General features: G+C 39.6%; 16 protein-coding genes, 6 tRNA genes and 3 rRNA genes. 11 read left to right on the forward strand and 14 right to left on the reverse strand.

Going from position 1 to position 21,551, the window contains the following annotated elements; genetic code table 11:
• Positions 1-39 precede the first annotated feature (39 nt).
• Entirely contained in the window at positions 40-822 is a 783-nt protein-coding gene (locus I9192_RS18510; protein ID WP_004830195.1) for an NRDE family protein, read from the reverse strand.
• Between the two features lie 94 nt (positions 823-916).
• On the opposite strand from I9192_RS18510, the gene lgt reads away from it, so the two are divergent.
• The 3 genes from lgt (at position 917) to I9192_RS18525 (ending at position 2,585) form a co-directional block, all read left to right on the forward strand.
• A complete protein-coding gene (gene lgt / locus I9192_RS18515; RefSeq protein ID WP_005033768.1) occupies positions 917-1,735 on the forward strand; it encodes a prolipoprotein diacylglyceryl transferase in 819 nt (272 codons plus the stop codon).
• Positions 1,736-1,821: 86 nt separating this feature from the next.
• Complete coding sequence (locus I9192_RS18520) at positions 1,822-2,196, forward strand: hypothetical protein (protein ID WP_010590969.1); 375 nt, start codon at positions 1,822-1,824, stop codon at positions 2,194-2,196.
• A gap of 11 nt (positions 2,197-2,207) precedes the next feature.
• Positions 2,208-2,585 carry a hypothetical protein gene (locus I9192_RS18525; RefSeq protein WP_005033770.1) on the forward strand — a complete coding sequence of 126 codons (378 nt, stop codon included), beginning with the start codon at positions 2,208-2,210 and terminating at the stop codon, positions 2,583-2,585.
• 88 nt (positions 2,586-2,673) lie between these two features.
• On the opposite strand, the gene I9192_RS18530 is transcribed toward I9192_RS18525, so the two are convergent.
• Together I9192_RS18530 and I9192_RS18535 are read right to left on the reverse strand one after the other, a co-directional pair.
• Entirely contained in the window at positions 2,674-3,201 is a 528-nt protein-coding gene (locus tag I9192_RS18530; protein WP_005033772.1) for a hypothetical protein, read from the reverse strand.
• A gap of 401 nt (positions 3,202-3,602) precedes the next feature.
• The gene (locus tag I9192_RS18535; protein ID WP_005033774.1) at positions 3,603-4,400 is read right to left on the reverse strand and encodes a YwqG family protein; all 798 of its coding nucleotides are present in this window, start codon (positions 4,398-4,400) and stop codon (positions 3,603-3,605) included.
• A 170-nt stretch (positions 4,401-4,570) separates the two neighbouring features.
• Between I9192_RS18535 and thyA the strand changes: the two genes are divergently transcribed.
• From thyA to I9192_RS18555, 4 genes are all read left to right on the forward strand, one after another.
• Positions 4,571-5,413, forward strand: coding sequence for a thymidylate synthase (gene thyA, locus I9192_RS18540; RefSeq protein WP_005033776.1), 843 nt, complete (start codon positions 4,571-4,573; stop codon positions 5,411-5,413).
• 79 nt (positions 5,414-5,492) lie between these two features.
• The gene (locus I9192_RS18545; protein WP_005033778.1) at positions 5,493-6,005 is read left to right on the forward strand and encodes a dihydrofolate reductase; all 513 of its coding nucleotides are present in this window, start codon (positions 5,493-5,495) and stop codon (positions 6,003-6,005) included.
• 31 nt (positions 6,006-6,036) lie between these two features.
• A complete protein-coding gene (locus I9192_RS18550) occupies positions 6,037-7,098 on the forward strand; it encodes an Lnb N-terminal periplasmic domain-containing protein (protein WP_005033780.1) in 1,062 nt (353 codons plus the stop codon).
• 82 nt (positions 7,099-7,180) lie between these two features.
• Positions 7,181-7,621, forward strand: coding sequence for an META domain-containing protein (locus I9192_RS18555; protein WP_005033782.1), 441 nt, complete (start codon positions 7,181-7,183; stop codon positions 7,619-7,621).
• Between the two features lie 315 nt (positions 7,622-7,936).
• On the opposite strand, the gene I9192_RS18560 is transcribed toward I9192_RS18555, so the two are convergent.
• Positions 7,937-9,973 carry an Ig-like domain-containing protein gene (locus I9192_RS18560; RefSeq protein ID WP_005033785.1) on the reverse strand — a complete coding sequence of 679 codons (2,037 nt, stop codon included), beginning with the start codon at positions 9,971-9,973 and terminating at the stop codon, positions 7,937-7,939.
• 143 nt (positions 9,974-10,116) lie between these two features.
• Here I9192_RS18560 and I9192_RS18565 point away from each other — a divergent pair, with 143 nt between their 5' ends.
• The gene (locus tag I9192_RS18565) at positions 10,117-11,496 is read left to right on the forward strand and encodes a dihydrolipoyl dehydrogenase (RefSeq protein WP_005033788.1); all 1,380 of its coding nucleotides are present in this window, start codon (positions 10,117-10,119) and stop codon (positions 11,494-11,496) included.
• Positions 11,497-11,655: 159 nt separating this feature from the next.
• On the opposite strand, the gene rrf is transcribed toward I9192_RS18565, so the two are convergent.
• The 5 genes from rrf to I9192_RS18590 all read right to left on the reverse strand — a co-directional run bounded on the left by rrf (position 11,656) and on the right by I9192_RS18590 (position 16,983).
• Positions 11,656-11,770, reverse strand: a 5S ribosomal RNA gene (gene rrf / locus I9192_RS18570).
• A gap of 170 nt (positions 11,771-11,940) precedes the next feature.
• A 23S ribosomal RNA gene (locus I9192_RS18575) occupies positions 11,941-14,831 on the reverse strand.
• Positions 14,832-15,188: 357 nt separating this feature from the next.
• Positions 15,189-15,264 (reverse strand) — tRNA-Ala (locus tag I9192_RS18580).
• Positions 15,265-15,308: 44 nt separating this feature from the next.
• Positions 15,309-15,385, reverse strand: a tRNA-Ile gene (locus I9192_RS18585).
• Between the two features lie 59 nt (positions 15,386-15,444).
• Positions 15,445-16,983: ribosomal RNA gene (locus tag I9192_RS18590) — 16S ribosomal RNA — on the reverse strand.
• Together the 16S, 23S and 5S rRNA genes with 2 tRNA genes alongside form the textbook arrangement of a ribosomal RNA operon.
• A gap of 614 nt (positions 16,984-17,597) precedes the next feature.
• On the opposite strand from I9192_RS18590, the gene I9192_RS18595 reads away from it, so the two are divergent.
• The 3 genes from I9192_RS18595 to I9192_RS18605 are packed head-to-tail and all read left to right on the forward strand — an operon-like array spanning position 17,598 to position 19,723.
• Complete coding sequence (locus I9192_RS18595; RefSeq protein WP_009584663.1) at positions 17,598-18,005, forward strand: YfiR family protein; 408 nt, start codon at positions 17,598-17,600, stop codon at positions 18,003-18,005.
• Between the two features lie 4 nt (positions 18,006-18,009).
• Positions 18,010-19,227 (forward strand): sensor domain-containing diguanylate cyclase, encoded by a 1,218-nt coding sequence (locus tag I9192_RS18600; RefSeq protein WP_200149986.1) that lies wholly within the window; start codon positions 18,010-18,012, stop codon positions 19,225-19,227.
• A gap of 16 nt (positions 19,228-19,243) precedes the next feature.
• Positions 19,244-19,723, forward strand: a complete 480-nt coding sequence (locus I9192_RS18605; protein ID WP_004830223.1) for an OmpA family protein — start codon at positions 19,244-19,246, stop codon at positions 19,721-19,723.
• 140 nt (positions 19,724-19,863) lie between these two features.
• Here I9192_RS18605 and I9192_RS18610 read toward each other — a convergent pair.
• From I9192_RS18610 to nadA, 5 genes are all read right to left on the reverse strand, one after another.
• Positions 19,864-19,940: transfer RNA gene (locus I9192_RS18610), tRNA-Pro, on the reverse strand.
• Between the two features lie 23 nt (positions 19,941-19,963).
• Positions 19,964-20,039, reverse strand: a tRNA-His gene (locus I9192_RS18615).
• Positions 20,040-20,080: 41 nt separating this feature from the next.
• A tRNA-Arg gene (locus tag I9192_RS18620) sits at positions 20,081-20,157 on the reverse strand.
• A 44-nt stretch (positions 20,158-20,201) separates the two neighbouring features.
• Positions 20,202-20,278 (reverse strand) — tRNA-Pro (locus tag I9192_RS18625).
• A 152-nt stretch (positions 20,279-20,430) separates the two neighbouring features.
• Complete coding sequence (nadA, locus tag I9192_RS18630; RefSeq protein ID WP_004830225.1) at positions 20,431-21,498, reverse strand: quinolinate synthase NadA; 1,068 nt, start codon at positions 21,496-21,498, stop codon at positions 20,431-20,433.
• Between the last annotated feature and the right edge of the window lie 53 nt (positions 21,499-21,551).

Raw genomic sequence — 21,551 nt, forward strand, 5'->3', positions numbered from 1 at the left:
TGCTTTTAAAGCCATGCAGATTTAGTTTTGCATGGCTTTTTATCTTTCAATATTACACTTAACTTCGACCAGTTCCCCCAAATGCTCACCTTGTTGCGTTTTTTCAATCCAGTCCAGCTCAGAGAGACCAATTCTTAAAAAATTTGAACAACGTGTGCCATAGACTGGACTTTGTATAAATGTTGAAGACAATAATGCTTCCATCTCTGCATTGATCCCTGTATTTGGAAGTAAATCTGGAATAACTTTGCGCTCATCCTCCAAAATATCCCAAACTGCATGCTGTAAATCTGATTCAAGAATAGAAGTGACTTGTAGCATAGGTAAAAATTCTTGGGTAAATCGTTTACGCAAATGCTTAGTTTTCTCCCAATCATCAGACATCAATCCATTGGAAACCACAAATACGCCTTGCGATAAAACTTGTGGGGCTTCACCACGATTACTCATATACACAGCTTGATGTTGATCACCTACAAATAGATTAAAACCCGCATAGTCTCGCTGCCGTTGTTCAAGTGCTTGGGCAAAACGGATAGGTGTTTGCTCAGATTCTAAAAAACTTTGAACCAAATCTCCGCGCGTGGTGGGATAAGTCTGTTTATCTGCTCCATCGCGATAATTGGTCACTATCGCCCATCGCCCCTGTGGAGTAACGCCCATCCATGTTCCACCCGACTGTAAATCTTGTCCTGCAATTATTCCGTGTTCTGACCACTGTTGTAATTGAGTACTCGGACGATGATAGAATTCATCGCGATTGGAGATCAAACATACAGGTAAGTCATCTAAAACCTGCCAAGCCAACGCCACAATACACATAAAGCACATTCCATGAAGTTTACACACTGAATGTACAACATTTTTAATATCTTTCAGCTAAAATCTGTGCAAAATAGAAAATCAAGGATTAGGAATGCTCACCTACCCGAATATTGACCCGGTTGCAATATCACTGGGTCCAGTCAAAGTTCATTGGTATGGACTCATGTACCTTTTGGCATTTTTATGTGCCTGGGGACTTGCCAACTATCGTGCCAAACAACGCGATCACTGGAATGCCGAAATGGTTTCCGATCTAGTGTTCTATGGTGCACTTGGTGTCGTCTTGGGTGGTCGGATTGGCTATGTCTTATTCTATGAGTTTGATAAATTCTTAGCAGACCCAATCTGGCTTTTTAAAGTTTGGACAGGCGGTATGAGTTTCCATGGCGGATTCCTTGGGGTAATGATTGCCATGCTGTTATGGTGTCATAAGTATAAAAAGACTTGGTTTGAAACACTTGATTTTATTGCACCTTGTGTACCAACAGGCTTAATGTTTGGTCGTATTGGTAATTTTATTGGTGGTGAATTGTATGGACGTCAAGTCTCTGATCCTAACTTTGCCTTAGGGATGATTTTTCCAACTGACCCATTGCATTTAGTTCGCCATCCTTCACAAATTTATCAAGCATTATGTGAAGGTTTATTGCTGTTCCTTATTCTTTGGTTCTACAGTGCCAAACCTCGTCCACGTTATGCAGTTTCTGCAATCTTCTTAATGGGTTATGGTTGTGCGCGTTTCTTTATGGAGTTTTTCCGCGAACCAGATGCAGATCAGGGCTATATCTTGTTTGGTTGGATGACCAAAGGTCAAATCCTTTCATTCCCTATGATTCTTATAGGCCTATGGATGATTTGGTATGCATATCAAAAGAAAATCTTTGATTGGGGACCACAAAAAAACACTTAAGCATTTCTGTTTAAGTTTTAAAAGGTGAAGCGATGCTTCACCTTTTTTATGCTAAATTAGAAAGGTCTAATTTTAATGAAATTACTATGCTTGAATTTTGGTTTGATCCTAAAGTCTCAATCACCAAGAAATTAATTTTCTTCATCTTATCCGCAATACTCAGTATTGGATTATATTGGTATCAACCTTTAACTATCGATAATATTTTGCTTTTTGCTGGCACAGGACTTATTTTTTTGATCTGTCGTTACTGTAAAATTCATTTTGCTGCGAAAAATCCAACTGGACTATTCTATCGTTTATTGACATGGATTCCCTTAGCTTTGCTCTTGGTCTTGATTTTCAAAAATATGAATCAGGGTGAAATTTTAATTCCAGGCGCACAAGGCATCGGCTTTATGGTTTTGGCAGTATGTATTTTTTCCCCGTTGTCGTTACTTAATAAAAATACACCACAGTAAGTATCTAAATAATGTTAGATTTTTGGTATTCCTCACGTTGTACACGTGAAATTAAATTAATCAGCTCAGTTTTGACCTGTGCAATCATTTATTATTGCGCTTCAATTGAAAAATTAAGCCCTATTTTCACAGTCGTGTGCTTATTATTGGGCGTATTGATTCATATTTTGTTCCAATTGCGCTTAAAACTTTCCACAACACCCCCATATGCTCAGGGATTTAAAATTCTTTTTTCTATTTTCCCAATTTTCGCTTTGTTGCTGATTTTGTTTTTATTGCCGCCATCACATAAATTATGGATATCAATTCAAGCGGTGGGTTTTACTGCATTGGGTCTATTTATTGTATCGATCTATCAAAATCGTGCTAAACGATTTGAATCAGATTGATCAAATCAAAAATACCCAATAAAAAAGCAAAGGAATGATTTCAAACTTGCTTCTGTATTGGGTATTTTGAGAAAAGTGGGCGAATCAACTAGGCTTCAAGACGATAATATTCATATGTCACATTGGGATCTTTATAAACATCATAACTACGTTGTCTGAAATCAGAAACCCATTGTGTACCTGTAAAGCCGGCTATATGCCCATAGCGATGACGGCTTGTACTGTTAATGATATAAATATCACCTTCTTGCGGATTATCAAAATCTGGGCGGATTTGTTTATAACCAATTTCTGTCAGAGTTGAACCCCAATCTGATGCTGCTACCGGATGATCAGAAAAACGGGCACCTGCTGACTCTAATGCAATCCGCACATATCTTGCACAACGATGTGCTGTAGTGCTTCGTGACATGCTAACGAGTTTTTCGGTGAATTTACCAATATCGATTAAACTTTCTTTCTTGAACGCTTCAGTTTGATTTTTTAAATTTTCAAAGGCTTTGCTTTTTAGGTATTCTTCTGGTCGAAAATTATTATTTTGATTTTCCGATCGAATCTGAATATGAACCGTGGGATTCACGTATTCATTCATATTAACATTGTGGTCGTAAATCATGTACTGTCCTCAAACTGCCCTTTTGAATTGATTCAAACCACCTTGTTTAAACCAATAACAACTTTTCACAAGCCATGAATACTAATCAGCAAATCTTAAAATGTAGACTTAAAACATGTAAAAAAATATGTAAGTGTTAATAAATCTCATTTGTGTGCTTTCAACTTACTGAAACTTTTGAGATTAGCTTAAAAACAGGCAAGGATTGTTTGATCAAAAAATAAGCACAAATAATTTTATTAGCCGTATTGGTAAAACTTTTTCTTAATTTAATCAATATATTAAACTGTCAATTTGGTCACATTTTTTGTTTTTTATTGGCACTAAAACTAAATCATTAACATCGCTATTTATCTCAAAGCTGATGCAAAACATCAGCTTGTTCGCTCACCAAAAAATACTTAATAACAATCCCAATTGTAAACAACTTTAGAAAAATCTCTCTTGGCGAGATCGTCGGGGTGGATAAAGAAATTCCCTACTCCCGAATCACCCCACATGATATCTATTTCACCTGCATCATCTGTATCAATTTGCAGTAATAGCACATAGTCTTGAATCGACTCATTGTATTCACGTGGATCAGTTTGAGTAAAAAATGGGTACCCACCTAAACGATGCCCACTCGCTGAAATGACTTCGGTATATTCATCACAGAACTCCTCCTCATCATCTCGGTCATAAGGATCAGTCACTTTTTCAGCAAAATCAAAGTTATTCATATCGATATAACTTTCAGATTTCTCAAACTGAATCGCGGCTTGACCTGCAATCGGGCTATAAATATCATCTCCATCAAAACTTGGAAAATTTGTTTGCAAATTTGCAGAATCATGTTCAATGCTGTCATGAAAGATGATTTTAAAACCATCTTGCTTTTGCTGATCATCAAAATCCATTCCATATAAGTCATCATGTGGATTGATAAAAAATTGCAAAATCCCAGATTGGGGATAAATATTATTTTCTGGTAATTCAGCAAAATTGATTTGCGCCAATAATTGTAAATTTTCGCCTTCTGAGCTTTGCGGATATTGCTGCACTAAAGGTAAATAAGGATGTCCGCCAACCTTACTCTGCCAAATTTCTAAATGCTCAGCAGGCAGTAATGATATTTCGATGCTGTCTTTTTTAGTTGCCGCAATTTGTTGTTTATACGCTTGTAAAGCTACTGGAAGTTCATTCAAATTTATACTCATTTTCAAATTCTCTAAATATTCGATTAAAGTCACAAACAGAAAAATATTCTTTGTTAAAAACAAAGCCAGATTAGTATAAACTCTGAGACTATTCGAAAGTATTACGAATGGGTAATGGTGCGACATAATCTGTCATTTGTACCATCCCCCCTTCCCAAATTGGAACTTCTATGAAAGCGTATTTAGACCTTCTACAACATATCCTAGACAATGGCGGTGACAAAGGTGATCGTACAGGTACAGGTACTCGTTCTGTATTCGGTCATCAAATGCGTTTTGACTTGTCTAAGGGCTTCCCTTTACTTACCACTAAAAAAGTTCATTTCCGCTCAATCGTGATTGAATTATTGTGGTTCTTAAAAGGTGACACCAATGTTCAATATCTAAAAGACAATAAAGTGTCGATTTGGGATGAATGGTCTACTGCGGAACAAACTGCCCGTTTTGGTCGTCCTGAAGGCGAACTTGGTCCTGTTTATGGTCATCAATGGCGTAATTTTGGGGCAACTCAAAAAGAAAATGGTTTATTTGAAAATGATGGTTTTGATCAGATCAGTTGGTTAATTAATGAAATTAAGACCAATCCAAACTCACGTCGCTTAATTGTATCAGGTTGGAATCCAAAAGAAGCAGGCAAAGTTGCTTTACCGCCATGTCACACTTTATTTCAGTTCTTCGTTCAAGATGGAAAACTGTCTTGCCAACTGTATCAACGTAGTGCTGATGTCTTCTTGGGTGTTCCTTTCAATATTGCCAGTTATGCATTACTGACTCATATGATTGCACAAGTTTGTGGTCTAGGCGTAGGAGACTTTGTTTGGACTGGTGGTGATACACATTTATATGTGAACCATTTTGAACAGGCAAAATTACAGTTGACCCGTGAACCTTTGCCATTATGTCAGCTTAAACTTAACCCTGCGATTCAAGATATTTTTGATTTCAAATTTGAAGATATTGAAATTGTGGGTTATGAATCCCATGCTGCAATTAAAGCTCCAGTTGCTGTGTAATTTTTAATAATCCAATTTGTGATTTTGCTCCCTCTTTCAAGGAGGAAAATCATAGAATGGATGACGAAGTGGATTGAGTATGACATTTAAAAATTTTGAAATTGTTCATGTGGTTGCCATGGATCAACAACACTGCATTGGTAAAGCAAATGATCTTCCTTGGCACATCTCGGCAGACCTAAAACATTTCAAAGAAATTACCCAAGGTGGCGTGGTTGTCATGGGGCGTAAAACACTTGAATCAATGGGACGCGCACTACCAAAGCGTGTAAATTGGGTCATTACACGTGATTCAGATTGGCAGTTTGAGGGTGTAAAAACGGCCAACAATATTGAATCTGCTTTGGAACAAGCCATTCCTGATGTTTTGGCTTCAGAAAAACCAACCAGCATCTTTATTATTGGTGGTGGTGAAATTTTCAAGCAAACGATTCATATTACAGATCGACTTGAATTGACTCATATTGATCTTGATGTTCAAGGTGATGCACATTATCCAGAAATTCCTCAAGAATTTAAGAAAGTCGCCAGCGAGTCACATGTTGACGACAAAACAGCTATTGCTTTTGAATTTGCAACATATAGAAAATAGCACTGAACTTTATTAATAAAAATAGCTGCTTATGGATAGCTTAAAAACGAAACCAATGCTAAACAGATTAGGAATGGGTTTACTCCATTCCTTATTTAGCTTATTTGTTTTCATGACGAGTATTTGGTTTTGTCTTGCCATTTGGATTCAACAACCTTTAGGTCAAATCTTTAGCTATTTTATTATTATCCTATGGGCGATTTTTGCGCTGAGCATTCTTGGAATTTATTTCAACAAGAATCTATTTACTCGAAAAATTGACAGTTTGATTTATTTGGTTGCATTTCTTCTGAGCTTGGTTTGGTATTTTAATATCCCCGCTAAACAAGACCGTGAATGGAGTCCTGAAGTTTCCAGAATTTTTAGCTATGAAAAGCAAGGTCAACTGGTCACAATTCATAATGTTCGAAATTTCGATTGGCGCACAGCCGATCAATATGATGAGCGATGGGAAACACGAACGTATAATTTAGATGATATTACAGGTGTAAATATCATCACCTCATATTGGATGGGACCACAAATTGCTCATACCTTAGTGAGTTTTAATTTTTCAAATCAACGACCTTTAGTCTTCTCAATCGAAATTCGTAAAGAAAAAAATGAAAGTTTTTCTGCGATAGGTGGTTTCTTTAGACAGTTTGAGCTAAGCCTCATTGCCGCAGATGAAAAAGATATTGTCTATACACGAAGCAATATCCGAGGTGAACAAGTTTATTTTTTCCCTGTTCGATTACCAAAGGCTGAAAGCCAAGCATTATTTGAAGAATACTTATCTAAATCTGCAGATTTAGCCAAGCATCCAAAATGGTATAACACCCTAACCAGCAACTGCACAACTTTGGTTTTTGATATGGTTCAAGCTATTTCAGCTCAAAAACTTCCAACAGACTATCGTTTAATTGCTTCTGGATATTTACCCAATTATTTGTACGATCTAGGTGCTCTAAATCATCAGTGGTCTATGCATGAATGGTACGAAAAAGCCCATGTGAATCCAAGAACTGATGAATATGCACATTTTAAATATCAAAATAGTGCTAATTTTTCTAAGGTTCTCCGTTTAGGCTTACCAGAAGAATATGCGAAATAATATGTAACGGTGTTTAAATTAATCCAGTGATATACTTCATTTCTATTGATATAAAATTATGACAAGATTAGGGAGAACACTCATGTTCAAAGCCATTATTGTAGCGACAATAATAACATCAACACTTTTTGCAACTGGATGTACCTCAACAACAAGTAGCACTCAGCAAGCACAAAACCTCAGTTTATTACAAAATAAAAATTGGACCCTCACACATATTGGTGCAACAGAATATAAGGCTGACCCAAGCTCACGTAATGCTCCCAGTATTCAATTCGGTTCAGATTTACGTGTAAGTGGCAGTGATGGCTGTAATCGCATCATGGGACAATATGCATTAAAAGGACAACATATTACGATCGGGCAATTGGCTTCGACCAAAATGCTTTGTCCAAGCAGCATGCAAATCGCCACACAATATACTGAAGCTTTAAGCAAAGTTCAGGGCTTTCAAGTCTATGACAAGACCTTAAAGTTAGTCGATCAATATGGTAATCGTGTTTTGCAATTTACGACACCTTAAGCTTTGAAAAGCTAATAACAGACATTGGCTAAAAGTTTAAGCTTTTAGCTTTAAATCAGTAATCAGTAATCAGTAATCAGTAAAAAAATAAAGACAATAATTTTACTACACACGCAAACGAATAATTCGACTTACAATAGTGCTGATTTAAAATTGAGAATATTTAAATGAAAGTTGTTGGTCTGATCTTAATCTCTTGCCTATTTTTATCTGCATGTAGTTCAATGAATGTAAGACCCACTGTTGGCGTGAGTATGGGTACATCCGTAAAATAAAAAACAGCGCAGAAGCGCTGTTTTTTTAAATTAATTCAGACTATTTATAATTTGAACAGCTAGAAATATCTGTTCCATAGGGACTAACACGATCAGGTCTATATTTACCATTTAAATTATCAACATCATCTTCCGCAACAGATGGCATAAAAGATAAAGCCGTTTTGTTATCTTTCGTTGATACAATTGTTGAAGCTGTTAAATTAACTCGTAACCAATTTGAATAGTTTCGATTGTACCTAATTCTGAATGCAAATTTACCTTGTGAATCAGTAACAAAGCTACCCTTTGTATTCAATATGGAGCCATCCGCTGCCAGGATAGAAATAGGATTTGGGAATTCTGTACTTGGACACTGAACATAAGTAACTACACGCTTAGCAACCTTATTTTCGTAAACTGTATAATCACGTGACCAATCAAGATAACTATACCAATCCCAAATTCCAGAACCATCTTGACCATAGGTATAATCACGCACCCACTTAAACTCACCTTTGTAAAAACTGTCTAAATCTAAAGAAATACTAATCTTTTGATTTGGAATAGGATTACCCGCCGTATCAACTACAGTCGCAGAAAAATCTTTATAATAATTGGTATCATCACCAACAATTTTTAAAATCTGTTCATTATGGGCAACTGTGATAAATGCGGATTGCATAGAAACTGTAAGTAATAAGTTTTCAGAATAAACTGGGGCTGGAGCAACAGCACTTTCAGTTGAAGCCTGAATTTCAACGCCCCCACCTAATGTTTGAGCAGAACCAGCAGTATAAATAACTGTAGCACGTCCCGCAGAATCGGTGATAGCAGATGGCTGAGAAATACGACCACTGAGCGAAGTATCTTTCAGAGTTTTAAAGTTAACTTTTATGTTTGGAATTGGTGTACCATTTTGATCCTTTACCAATGCAATAACTTTAGTATTAGCTCCTGGAGCCAAAACACTTGCCTCGGATTGAATTGAAATAGTTTTTGGAACGCCGGCACTCACTTGTTGTGAGATATAAATTACATTGTTGCCAAACTGTGCAGAAATTGTCGCGATAGCTGCAATTGCTCCATTTAGAACAGTTGTAGCATCACCAACCCACTGCCCATTTTCTTGACGAATATTTGTGATTGCAGCTGTTGGAGTTACAGTGCCATTTGTTGTCTCAAAGCTTACTGTCTTCCCTTGCAATTCAGTTTGTGTAAGAGCTGAAACCTTAACCGTAATATTCTTATTTACACCAACACCAACAGGATTACTATCTGAGACTGCTTGAATTACTTTATTGGCAATATTAGCAGTTAAAATAATACCACCTGAGGAAAGTAAATTTGAAACTGTTTGATTTTGTCCTTCTACCGCAATTTTAGCTATTAGCTCCAACTTTTGATTCGTCGAATTTCGAACAGTAACATACGGTATTTTGAAAATAGCATTTCCACTGACATCAGTCGGGATAGCTGAAAAAACCTCTTCACCCGATGCATTAACAAGTGAAGCTTTTGCACCAACCAATGCTTTTCCTGCAGCATCAACTGCAGTTACAGTAACAGTGCCAATTTGGTCTTGTTCAAGTAGACTAACATCAGAAGATATCGCTACAACTGTACCATTTACAGGTATTGTAAGTTCTTGTTTCACTTTTCCAGATGTAATAACGATGGTAATTGTTCGATTCATCTTAAAATTTAAATTTGAACTCGCTGACAGTACAACATTAGTTGTTACAATACCTTTGTCATCACTCGGTAAATTTCCCAGGGTGCTTAAGCTTGCACCAGAATTAGCAGCATCAACAATTTCAATTTTGACATTAGCCTTTGGAATAATTGCACCATTCTTATCTAATGTCCTAATTGTTAAAGTTAAACTATCATCAGTTCCAGCATTCAAACTTGCTTTACTTTGCCCTACAGACAAAAGTTCAGCTGAAGTCAGAGCTATTTCTGTGCCACCGCCATTATTACCATTATTTGAGCCGCTATTATTACCATCATAATAACCGCCACCGCCACCACAACTTGCTAACAAAATTGAAATTGCTATAGCACTTAACTTGCCAGTAACCTTCTTAGTGTCCATAATTTTACTCAACGTAAGAGTCCCCAAAAAATTGTTGTAGATTATTTTGAGTGCTATGTAACCATAGATATTTATATGTGTAAATACGCTATTTCAAAATGTTTTTTAATGTAATTTTTATTATTTAAAATCAGGTTTATACAATGTACGACATCATTATCATTGGTGCAGGAACAGCAGGCATCAGCGCATATAAAGAAGCAATTAAATATACCTCCAACCTATTGATAATTAACAAAGGACCTTGGGATACTACCTGTGTTCGAGTCGGATGCATGCCAAGTAAAGTTTTAATTTCAACAGCCAATCAAATGCATGATATTCAACACGCGGATGAAGTTGCCTTAAGTGTTCAATCAGAAATTAATACAGATCGAGTGATGAAACATGTCCAAAATTTACGTGATCGCTTTGCACGAGCAACACTGAAAGATGTAGAAAGCTGGGAAGAGAAACATAAAATTGATGGTGAAGCTAAGTTTATAAATGCCCATACAGTTGAGGTCAATGGTCAACAATATCAAGCAAAGTCATTTATTTTGGCTGTCGGTTCAACACCAACCTACGACAAAGATTGGAAAAAGAATATTGGGAATAAACTCATCACATCCGATGAAGTCTTTGAACTTAAAACGCTACCTAAATCAATTGCAGTAATTGGGAGTGGCGTAATTGCTATTGAATTAGCCCAAGCCATGCATCGTTTAGGCGTGAATACGACTATTTTTGCTAGAAGTAAAAAAGTTGGTGTATTGACCAGCCCAAGTTTACAAGCAATTGCGCAAACAACACTTTCAAAAGAGCTGGATATTAAATTCGAGATTTTACCCAACTCAATTGAAGACACAGAGCTTGGGGTTGCAGTTTCATTTATAGAAAATGATGAAACCAATACAATACAGGTAGATTATGTTTTAACGGCAACAGGTCGAAGTTCAAATTTATCAACTCTTGCGTTAGAAAATATAGATGCTTCATTTTCAGATTTAAAAAATCTACCTATTCATAAAAACTCAAAACAACTCGCTAATTTTCCAATATTTATTGTTGGAGATGCATTTACACAAACGCCATTACAACATGAAGCAGCGCATGAAGGGAGGAATGTTGTTTCAAGCTGTTTAAATTTCCCAAAAATTCAAGATTTAAATACGCTGGCACCGCTGGGTATTGTCTTCTGTAGCCCTGAAATGGGAATGGTCGGTCAAAATTATGCTGCACTGTCTAAATCAAATATAGAATTTATTACAGGATTCGTTTCTTATGAAAAACAAGGGCGAGCATTAGTTTTAGGAAAAAATAAAGGTGCAATTGAAGTTTATGTGGATAAAAAAACCAGAAAGTTGCTTGGTGCTGAGCTTTTTGTTGAATCTGCAGAACATATGGCACATTTACTGTCTTGGATGATCGCTGAAGATCTCACTATCGATGAAATATTAAGCAAGCCTTTCTATCACCCCACATTGGAAGAAGGCATAAGAACAGCTTTAAAACATGCAAGACGACAATTAAATTTGAGATAAAAATTCCTTTCAGTTAAAAGCTCTACCACAAGGTAGCGCTTTTATTTCTATTCTTAATTTCTTATCATTTCTATCTTTTTCTTTTCTTTATTATTTTCTTTTCTTTACGCATAAAAAAACACCCCCAACATTTTAGTTGAGGGTGTTTTAAGAATTAAAAGCTGGCGATGACTTACTCTCACATGGGTAACCCCACACTACCATCAGCGCTAAGAGGTTTCACTTCTGAGTTCGGGAAGGGATCAGGTGGTTCACTCTTGCTATTGTCGCCAGCAAACTGTTATGGACTTTTTCGGGTCTTATGGGTATGCCTTACTTTGTTCCAAATGAGTTTAACAGAAGAACATTTGAGTTGGTTATTGTAACTAGCTTTACAACTAAATCAAGTTTCTTTGATCTTTTATGAATCAAATGATGCTTCACATACAACTGCTTGGGTGTTGTATAGTCAAGCCTCACGAGCAATTAGTATTGGTCAGCTTCATGCGTCACCGCACTTCCACATCCAACCTATCAACGTCGTAGTCTTCAACGGCTCTTTAGAGGACATAAAGTCCTAGGGAAATCTTATCTTGAGGTAGGCTTCCCGCTTAGATGCTTTCAGCGGTTATCCCTTCCGAACATAGCTACCCGGCGATGCGACTGGCGTCACAACCGGTACACCAGAGGTTCGTCCACTCTGGTCCTCTCGTACTAGGAGCAGATCCTCTCAAATTTCCAACGCCCACGGTAGATAGGGACCGAACTGTCTCACGACGTTCTAAACCCAGCTCGCGTACCTCTTTAAATGGCGAACAGCCATACCCTTGGGACCTGCTTCAGCCCCAGGATGAGATGAGCCGACATCGAGGTGCCAAACACCGCCGTCGATATGAACTCTTGGGCGGTATCAGCCTGTTATCCCCAGAGTACCTTTTATCCGTTGAGCGATGGCCCTTCCATACAGAACCACCGGATCACTAAGACCTACTTTCGTACCTGCTCGACTTGTGGGTCTCGCAGTTAAGCGCGCTTTTGCCTTTATACTCTACGCGTGATTTCCGACCACGCTGAGCGCACCTTCGTACTCCTCCGTTACTCTTTAGGAGGAGACCGCCCCAGTCAAACTACCCACCAGACATGGTCCTCGTCCCGGATAACGGGACAGAGTTAGAACCTCAATATTACCAGGGTGGTATTTCAAGGATGGCTCCATAGCAACTGGCGTCGCTACTTCTAAGCCTCCCACCTATCCTACACAAGTAAGATCAAAGTTCAATGTCAAGCTGCAGTAAAGGTTCACGGGGTCTTTCCGTCTAGCCGCGGGTACACCGCATCTTCACGGCGATTTCGATTTCACTGAGCCTCTGCTGGAGACAGCGCCCCCATCATTATGCCATTCGTGCAGGTCGGAACTTACCCGACAAGGAATTTCGCTACCTTAGGACCGTTATAGTTACGGCCGCCGTTTACTGGGGCTTCGATCAAGAGCTTCGCTTACGCTAACCCCATCAATTAACCTTCCAGCACCGGGCAGGCATCACACCCTATACGTCCACTTTCGTGTTTGCAGAGTGCTATGTTTTTAATAAACAGTTGCAGGGGCCTGGTTTCTGTGGCTGCCAATAGCTCAAGGAGCAAGTCCTATCACCGTCAGCAGCGTACCTTCTCCCGAAGTTACGGTACCATTTTGCCTAGTTCCTTCAGCAGAGTTCTCTCAAGCGCTTTGGTCTACTCGACCTGACCACCTGTGTCGGTTTCGGGTACGATTCCTGTGTAACTGAAGCTTAGAGACTTTTCCTGGAAGCATAGTATCAGCCACTTCACGAGTAAACTCGCTTGCTATCAGTTCTCAGCATAGAGCACCCCGGATTTGCCTAAGATGCATGCCTACAACCTTCCACCTGGACAACCAACGCCAGGCTGACTTAACTTTCTCCGTCCTCTCATCGCATTACACAGAAGTATTGGAATATTAACCAATTTCCCATCGACTACGCCTCTCGGCCTCGCCTTAGGGGTCGACTCACCCAGCCCCGATTAACGTTGGACTGGAACCCTTGGTCTTTCAGCGAACGGGTTTTTCACCCGTTTTGTCGTTACTCACGTCAGCATTCGCACTTCTGATACCTCCAGCATGCTTCTCAACACACCTTCATCGGCTTACAGAACGCTCCCCTACCACGTATACAATGTATACATCCGCAGCTTCGGCATATAGTTTTAGCCCCGTTACATCTTCCGCGCAGGCCGACTCGACTAGTGAGCTATTACGCTTTCTTTAAAGGGTGGCTGCTTCTAAGCCAACCTCCTAGCTGTCTATGCCTTCCCACATCGTTTCCCACTTAACTATAATTTTGGGGCCTTAGCTGGCGGTCTGGATTGTTTTCCTCTTGACTACGGACGTTAGCACCCGCAGTCTGTCTCCCGGATAGTACTCATAGGTATTCGGAGTTTGCATCGGTTTGGTAAGTCGGGATGACCCCCTAGCCGAAACAGTGCTCTACCCCCTATGGTATTCGTCCGAGGCGCTACCTAAATAGCTTTCGGGGAGAACCAGCTATCACCGAGTTTGATTAGCCTTTCACCCCTATCCACAAGTCATCCCCTGGCTTTTCAACGACAGTGGGTTCGGTCCTCCAGTTAGTGTTACCCAACCTTCAACCTGCTCATGGATAGATCACCCGGTTTCGGGTCTATACCCAGCAACTAAACGCCCTATTAAGACTCGATTTCTCTACGGCTCCCCTATACGGTTAACCTTGCTACTGAATATAAGTCGCTGACCCATTATACAAAAGGTACGCAGTCACCGAACAAGTCGGCTCCCACTGCTTGTATGCATGCGGTTTCAGGATCTATTTCACTCCCCTCACAGGGGTTCTTTTCGCCTTTCCCTCACGGTACTGGTTCACTATCGGTCAGTCAGGAGTATTTAGCCTTGGAGGATGGTCCCCCCATATTCAGACAAGGTTTCACGTGCCTCGCCCTACTCGTCATCATTATATGTGCACTTTCGTGTACGGGACTATCACCCTCTACGGTAGCACTTCCCAGAGCTTTCCGCTAATACACATATAACTTAATGGGCTGATCCCCGTTCGCTCGCCGCTACTGAGGGAATCTCAATTGATTTCTTTTCCTAAGGGTACTGAGATGTTTCACTTCCCCTCGTTCGCCTCGCATGACTATGTATTCATCATGCGATACCTACCTTATGGTAAGTGGGTTTCCCCATTCAGAAATCTCCGGATCACAGGATATTTGCCGCCTCCCCGAAGCTTATCGCAGGCTATTACGTCTTTCATCGCCTCTGACTGCCAAGGCATCCACCACATGCACTTAATTACTTGACTATACAACCCCAAACAGTCGTTAATCCCTACAAGGAGGATCAACAATGTGGATTTAACCACTTCTATTTGTTGCTTGTGAACTTAATCACTGTACAGCTTCAATTTAATTCATATACCAAAACGCTTGATTCAGTTTTATCGCTAGTTCTCATTTCATTCCGCTTTAACAATTGCTTGTTAAGCTTCATAAAACGAGTTAAACAATTATTTCAACTCAAATATATTCTGTTAATGATTCACTACCGCCTCGTCAGCAAGTAGTTCACTGTGATAAATCACAGAAGTTAATAAACTCTATAAACTTCAGTTCATTAATTTCTATAATCAATCTTTTTTAATCAGGTAACTGCGTAGTAGTGGTGGAGACTAGGAGAGTCGAACTCCTGACCTCCTGCGTGCAAAGCAGGCGCTCTACCAACTAAGCCAAGTCCCCAGCTTAAGATCTTAATATATCTGCTCTTCTGTGTTCAGTAGACTTGGTGGGTCTGACAAGACTTGAACTTGTGACCCCACGCTTATCAAGCGTGTGCTCTAACCAACTGAGCTACAGACCCTCAGATACATCAATGAAGAACAACTTGTTGTGGATTCTTACCAATCGTCAATCTTTCGTTAAGGAGGTGATCCAGCCGCAGGTTCCCCTACGGCTACCTTGTTACGACTTCACCCCAGTCATCGGCCACACCGTGGTAAGCGTCCTCCTTACGGTTAGACTACCTACTTCTGGTGCAACAAACTCCCATGGTGTGACGGGCGGTGTGTACAAGGCCCGGGAACGTATTCACCGCGGCATTCTGATCCGCGATTACTAGCGATTCCGACTTCATGGAGTCGAGTTGCAGACTCCAATCCGGACTACGATCGGCTTTTTGAGATTAGCATCCTATCGCTAGGTAGCAACCCTTTGTACCGACCATTGTAGCACGTGTGTAGCCCTGGTCGTAAGGGCCATGATGACTTGACGTCGTCCCCGCCTTCCTCCAGTTTGTCACTGGCAGTATCCTTAAAGTTCCCATCCGAAATGCTGGCAAGTAAGGAAAAGGGTTGCGCTCGTTGCGGGACTTAACCCAACATCTCACGACACGAGCTGACGACAGCCATGCAGCACCTGTATGTAAGTTCCCGAAGGCACCAATCCATCTCTGGAAAGTTCTTACTATGTCAAGACCAGGTAAGGTTCTTCGCGTTGCATCGAATTAAACCACATGCTCCACCGCTTGTGCGGGCCCCCGTCAATTCATTTGAGTTTTAGTCTTGCGACCGTACTCCCCAGGCGGTCTACTTATCGCGTTAGCTGCGCCACTAAAGTCTCAAAGACCCCAACGGCTAGTAGACATCGTTTACGGCATGGACTACCAGGGTATCTAATCCTGTTTGCTCCCCATGCTTTCGTACCTCAGCGTCAGTATTAGGCCAGATGGCTGCCTTCGCCATCGGTATTCCTCCAGATCTCTACGCATTTCACCGCTACACCTGGAATTCTACCATCCTCTCCCATACTCTAGCTTCCCAGTATCGAATGCAATTCCCAAGTTAAGCTCGGGGATTTCACATCCGACTTAAAAAGCCGCCTACGCACGCTTTACGCCCAGTAAATCCGATTAACGCTCGCACCCTCTGTATTACCGCGGCTGCTGGCACAGAGTTAGCCGGTGCTTATTCTGCGAGTAACGTCCACTCATCTTGGGTATTAACCAAAAGAGCCTCCTCCTCGCTTAAAGTGCTTTACAACCATAAGGCCTTCTTCACACACGCGGCATGGCTGGATCAGGGTTCCCCCCATTGTCCAATATTCCCCACTGCTGCCTCCCGTAGGAGTCTGGGCCGTGTCTCAGTCCCAGTGTGGCGGATCATCCTCTCAGACCCGCTACAGATCGTCGCCTTGGTAGGCCTTTACCCCACCAACTAGCTAATCCGACTTAGGCTCATCTATTAACGCAAGGTCACAAGTGATCCCCTGCTTTCCCCCGTAGGGCGTATGCGGTATTAGCATCCCTTTCGAGATGTTGTCCCCCATTAATAGGCAGATTCCTAAGTATTACTCACCCGTCCGCCGCTAGGTCAATTACCGAAGCAATCTCCCCCGCTCGACTTGCATGTGTTAAGCCTGCCGCCAGCGTTCAATCTGAGCCATGATCAAACTCTTCAGTTAAAATCATTAGTGACTTAAGGTCACAATTCTGGCTCATCAATTACTGACAAATTCTCTCAAATAAACTTCGAGTAATTTAAACCAATCAATCAATGATAATATTTCGATCAATCAATCAGTAAAAATCCACACAAGTTGTTCTTCATATTCTCTTAATGATCTTCTTCATGCTTCGTCAGCATCAAGCTAGGTCGGCTATATTACTCTCTATCTCTAGAAAGTCAACTGTGATTTCAAATTATTTTTTAAACTTCCTTTCTAAAACCCAACTTAATCAATTCAACCAAGTCATTGTTTTATCAGAAGTTTTAATCTTCATCACCGCCGATGGATGTGCATTCTACAGCATTCCTCAACCAACACAACCCCTTTTTTTAATTATTTTTTGATTTTAGTGCTCAGTTGTATTTTTATTAATCATATTTTAAAATTTTTATTTAAATTTTGACCTATTTATATTTGAATTTTTTCTTTAAACTACTTCAAATGATTTTATCATTAAATAAATTAAGTAAAATATGGCCCTTCTTATAAATAGAAAAACATTCTGTTTAGGAATTTTGCTCTTGTGCTGCAATTATTCCTGGGCCAACTCGTCACATAATATTTTTGTGATGACCTTATCCATTTTGAGTTATGCAAAGTGGAATACACCCTCACCTGAATTATGTGTTGCAGACAATCCAAATTATGCTACTCAATTTTCTAATTACGCAAAATCCAACAAATCATCTTTTAGTGTAAATGCTATTCATGCAACAGATTTAAAAAGTCGTCACTGCGATGCAGTATTCTTTTCGAATATCACCGCGCAAGCTGAGCAGACATTAATAGATAAATCATTGAACTCCACAATTTTATCATTTAGCTCAAATAATGCTGAGTGTGAAATAGGAAGTGTTTTTTGCCTCTCTACCAACAAAACAGGGAATACTATTTTTAAAGTTAATTTAGATAGCTTAGCTCGATCTAAAATACATGTTGATCCGCGTGTTTTGTTACTCGCAAAAAATTCGGATTAAAATCATGATCAATAAGTTTTTTAAATCGAGCTCTTTGCAAACGCTTTTTCGTAAATCACAATTTACAACTTTTGCAATCACGCTATTTATTTGCACATCAACTTTTGTCACGATTTCAGTCTTTACAGTTGAGTCTTATGCAAAACAAAATTTACTATTAATCAGTCGTACAGTTTCTGAACGTGTGCAACCAGCACTCGTATTCTCAGACAAAATCGCGATTTCACAAATTATCAATGAATATACTTTCCAGCATTCTGTACGTCTTATTGAGGTATACGATGCGCAAGGACAAAAGGTTGCACAAAGTTTAAAAAATATTGAACACTATTCTTATATTCAAAATATTTTTGATCATATTTTTTTAAAAGAAGCAATTAAATTGAATGTGCAACACCAAGGACAATTTGTTGGACAAGTTGTTTTATATGGTAGCTCGAATGAAATTTTAATGTTTATCTTTAAAATTTTTCTAGGTCTAGCATTTGGAATGCTGTTTATGGTTTTTGCGGTATGGTGGTCTGTTAATCTCACCTACCGTCATATCATGGGCTCATTTTCTCCAATTATCCAAATCGCGCAACTTTTAAGAAATCAAAAAGCTTATAACTTAAGATTCCCTAAAAGTGATGTTAAAGAGTTCCAAGAGTTAAATAGTGTTTTTAACCAACTCCTTGATGAAATCCAGTCTTGGCATACACATCTTCAAAATGAAAATAGCGAGCTTTCATATCAAGTTCAACATGATCACTTAACACAACTGCCAAACCGTAGTTATTTTTATCAAGTGCTCTGTAGTTTATTTGATGATGCTCATCAACGCCAAAATTTAGCATTACTGTTTATTGATAATAATAATTTTAAAGCCATTAACGATCAGTATGGACACTTGGTTGGTGATGAAGTGTTAAAAGAGATGGCGGTTCGTTTAAGACGTCATATTCGTCAAGATGACTTCGTTGCACGTCTTGCCGGTGATGAATTTGCAATAATTTTACGTTCAATTTCTAAAATTGAGCATTTAATTTCTATTGCAGAAAATCTCATTAAATGTTGTGAAGATCCTTTAATTTACAAAGGACAAGAGATTTATTTTAGTTTCAGTCTAGGCATTGCTATTTCAAGTAAAGCCTCTAGTCCAGAAGACTTAATTTCTCAAGCAGATCAAGCTATGTATAAAGCAAAATCGCTACAACACCATTGGTTCATTTATCATTCTTAATGTTTAGAGGATTGTTATGATTGCAAAAAATATACGTCTTTCTATTCTTGCTTTCGTTTGCTTAGCTCTCACAGGCTGTATGAACCTGGGTGGTCTAAGCTATAAGCAAGCACGCGTACTCAAGAAAGAAGGTTTCGTATTGACGGATGAAGGTTGGAGCTTAGGCTTACCTGAACGCTTGTTGTTTGGTTTTAATGAATCCAATATTCAGCCAGAACATCAAGTTGAGTTGATTCGTTTAGCGAAACAACTCAATAAATATCACTTAGATAAACTAAAAATTGTAGGTCATACTGATAATGTCGGTAATCCTGAATACAATTTAAAGTTGTCCAAAGAACGTGCTCAAAATGTCTCTGATATTTTTATTGCAGAAAAATTTAATCCTGCAAATATTCAAATCATTGGTAAGGGATCTGATCAACCTCTTAAATCCAATGATACTGAAGAGCATAAGGCTGAAAATCGTCGCGTAGCTGTGATTATTATTCCTTAATCATTTTCTTTTATTCAAAATAGATCTCAATAGAGGTCTATTTTTTGTCTTCATTTTTTATATGGATTGAAGCAATACAAATTTCAGGCATAAAAAAACCGCTTCAAAGCGGATAATTTATATTTAAGCTTTAACTTAAATGGTCGGAGCAGTAGGATTCGAACCTACGACCCCCTGGTCCCAAACCAGGTGCACTACCAGGCTGTGCTATGCTCCGAATTTACAACAAACTTAAGGAATTGGGGTGAATGATGGGGCTCGAACCCACGACAACCGGAATCACAATCCGGGGCTCTACCAACTGAGCTACATCCACCGTCACATTAAGTTTTAGGCTCTATAATATCAAGCAACATATGGTGCGCCTGACAGGATTCGAACCTGTGACCATCCGCTTAGAAGGCGGATGCTCTATCCAACTGAGCTACAGGCGCATGACCAATGATACTGATATCACCGTTACCTTGCCTTGAAGAATTGGTCGGAGCAGTAGGATTCGAACCTACGACCCCCTGGTCCCAAACCAGGTGCACTACCAGGCTGTGCTATGCTCCGTTCATCTCAGCTTTAGTGTATCGCACATCGTGCGGTACGGTGTGCATTCTAGGCGTGACGCCACAAGACGTCAACACCTATCTTGAAAAAAAGTTAAAAAAACAAGTCAAATGTATATTAATCAAGCATTTCAGGTGTTTTTTATACAATTTTTAACGTTTCAATTGCGCACTGAAGTTCAACATACGATCTAATGGCAATTTTGCACGCTCTGCTAAGGCTGGATCAACAAATATTTCTTGATCAGCATTTTGTAAAACTGCCAAGATTCCATCGAGTTCATTCATTGCCATCCAAGGACAATGTGCACAAGAACGACATGTCGCTCCTTCACCTGCTGTTGGTGCTTCAATTAATGTTTTATGAGGTACAGCTTGTTGCATTTTATAGAAAATGCCACGATCTGTAGCCACAATCAAGGTATCTTGCGGTAGTGTCTGCGCTGCTTTAATTAATTGTGAAGTACTGCCTACAGCATCTGCAATATCAATCACCGACTCAGGTGACTCAGGATGCACCAAAACAGCAGCATTTGGATACAAGGCTTTCATCTTTTCGATACCACGCGCACGGAACTCCTCATGCACGATACAAGCACCATCCCACAACAACATATCAGCGCCCGTTTTCTTTTGAATATAGCGTCCTAAATGTTGATCTGGTGCCCAAATAATTTTTTCACCCAGACTGTCTAAATGCTCAATAATTTCAACAGCACAACTTGAAGTCACAACCCAATCTGCACGCGCTTTAACTGCTGCCGATGTGTTGGCATAAACCACAACCGTGTGCTCAGGATGTGCATCACAAAATGCTGTGAACTCATCTACTGGGCAACCTAAATCCAGTGAACAAGTCGCTTCTAGTGTTGGCATTAATACTCTTTTTTCAGGGGAAAGAATCTTTGAAGTTTCTCCCATAAATTTAACACCAGCGACAACCAGTGTGGATGCCTCATGATCTCGACCAAAGCGTGCCATTTCTAAAGAGTCTGAAACACATCCCCCAGTCGCTTCTGCAAGTTCTTGCACTTCCGGATCACAGTAATAATGCGCCACTAAAACGGCATTTTGCTTTTCCAGTTCAGCCTTGATTTGATCAAACTTTTGTTGTTTCAGCTCTGGACTTAAACGATTGTCCTTTGGCTCACCCAAACGATCTAAATGCGCTTGCACAATCGATTTTGCTTCGTTGGCAATTAAATTATTCGCATCATTCATAAGAGGTCTTCTCATCCCTTGTCGCTGGCATCATGCTAGCGGTATACCTGTGT

Source organism: Acinetobacter bereziniae (assembly GCF_016576965.1).
Classification (GTDB): domain Bacteria; phylum Pseudomonadota; class Gammaproteobacteria; order Pseudomonadales; family Moraxellaceae; genus Acinetobacter; species Acinetobacter bereziniae.

Excerpts from the sequence above, each read along its gene's own strand:
- nadA (WP_004830225.1), bottom strand. The coding sequence starts at position 21,498 with ATGAATGATGCGAATAATTTAATTGCCAACGAAGCAAAATCGATTGTG.
- I9192_RS18595 (WP_009584663.1), top strand. The coding sequence starts at position 17,598 with ATGACCTTATCCATTTTGAGTTATGCAAAGTGGAATACACCCTCACCT.
- I9192_RS18520 (WP_010590969.1), top strand. The coding sequence starts at position 1,822 with ATGCTTGAATTTTGGTTTGATCCTAAAGTCTCAATCACCAAGAAATTA.
- I9192_RS18555 (WP_005033782.1), top strand. The coding sequence starts at position 7,181 with ATGTTCAAAGCCATTATTGTAGCGACAATAATAACATCAACACTTTTT.
- I9192_RS18550 (WP_005033780.1), top strand. The coding sequence starts at position 6,037 with ATGGATAGCTTAAAAACGAAACCAATGCTAAACAGATTAGGAATGGGT.
- I9192_RS18600 (WP_200149986.1), top strand. The coding sequence starts at position 18,010 with ATGATCAATAAGTTTTTTAAATCGAGCTCTTTGCAAACGCTTTTTCGT.
- I9192_RS18525 (WP_005033770.1), top strand. The coding sequence starts at position 2,208 with ATGTTAGATTTTTGGTATTCCTCACGTTGTACACGTGAAATTAAATTA.
- thyA (WP_005033776.1), top strand. The coding sequence starts at position 4,571 with ATGAAAGCGTATTTAGACCTTCTACAACATATCCTAGACAATGGCGGT.
- I9192_RS18535 (WP_005033774.1), bottom strand. The coding sequence starts at position 4,400 with ATGAGTATAAATTTGAATGAACTTCCAGTAGCTTTACAAGCGTATAAA.
- I9192_RS18560 (WP_005033785.1), bottom strand. The coding sequence starts at position 9,973 with ATGGACACTAAGAAGGTTACTGGCAAGTTAAGTGCTATAGCAATTTCA.
- lgt (WP_005033768.1), top strand. The coding sequence starts at position 917 with ATGCTCACCTACCCGAATATTGACCCGGTTGCAATATCACTGGGTCCA.
- I9192_RS18530 (WP_005033772.1), bottom strand. The coding sequence starts at position 3,201 with ATGATTTACGACCACAATGTTAATATGAATGAATACGTGAATCCCACG.
- I9192_RS18565 (WP_005033788.1), top strand. The coding sequence starts at position 10,117 with ATGTACGACATCATTATCATTGGTGCAGGAACAGCAGGCATCAGCGCA.
- I9192_RS18510 (WP_004830195.1), bottom strand. The coding sequence starts at position 822 with ATGTGTATTGTGGCGTTGGCTTGGCAGGTTTTAGATGACTTACCTGTA.
- I9192_RS18545 (WP_005033778.1), top strand. The coding sequence starts at position 5,493 with ATGACATTTAAAAATTTTGAAATTGTTCATGTGGTTGCCATGGATCAA.
- I9192_RS18605 (WP_004830223.1), top strand. The coding sequence starts at position 19,244 with ATGATTGCAAAAAATATACGTCTTTCTATTCTTGCTTTCGTTTGCTTA.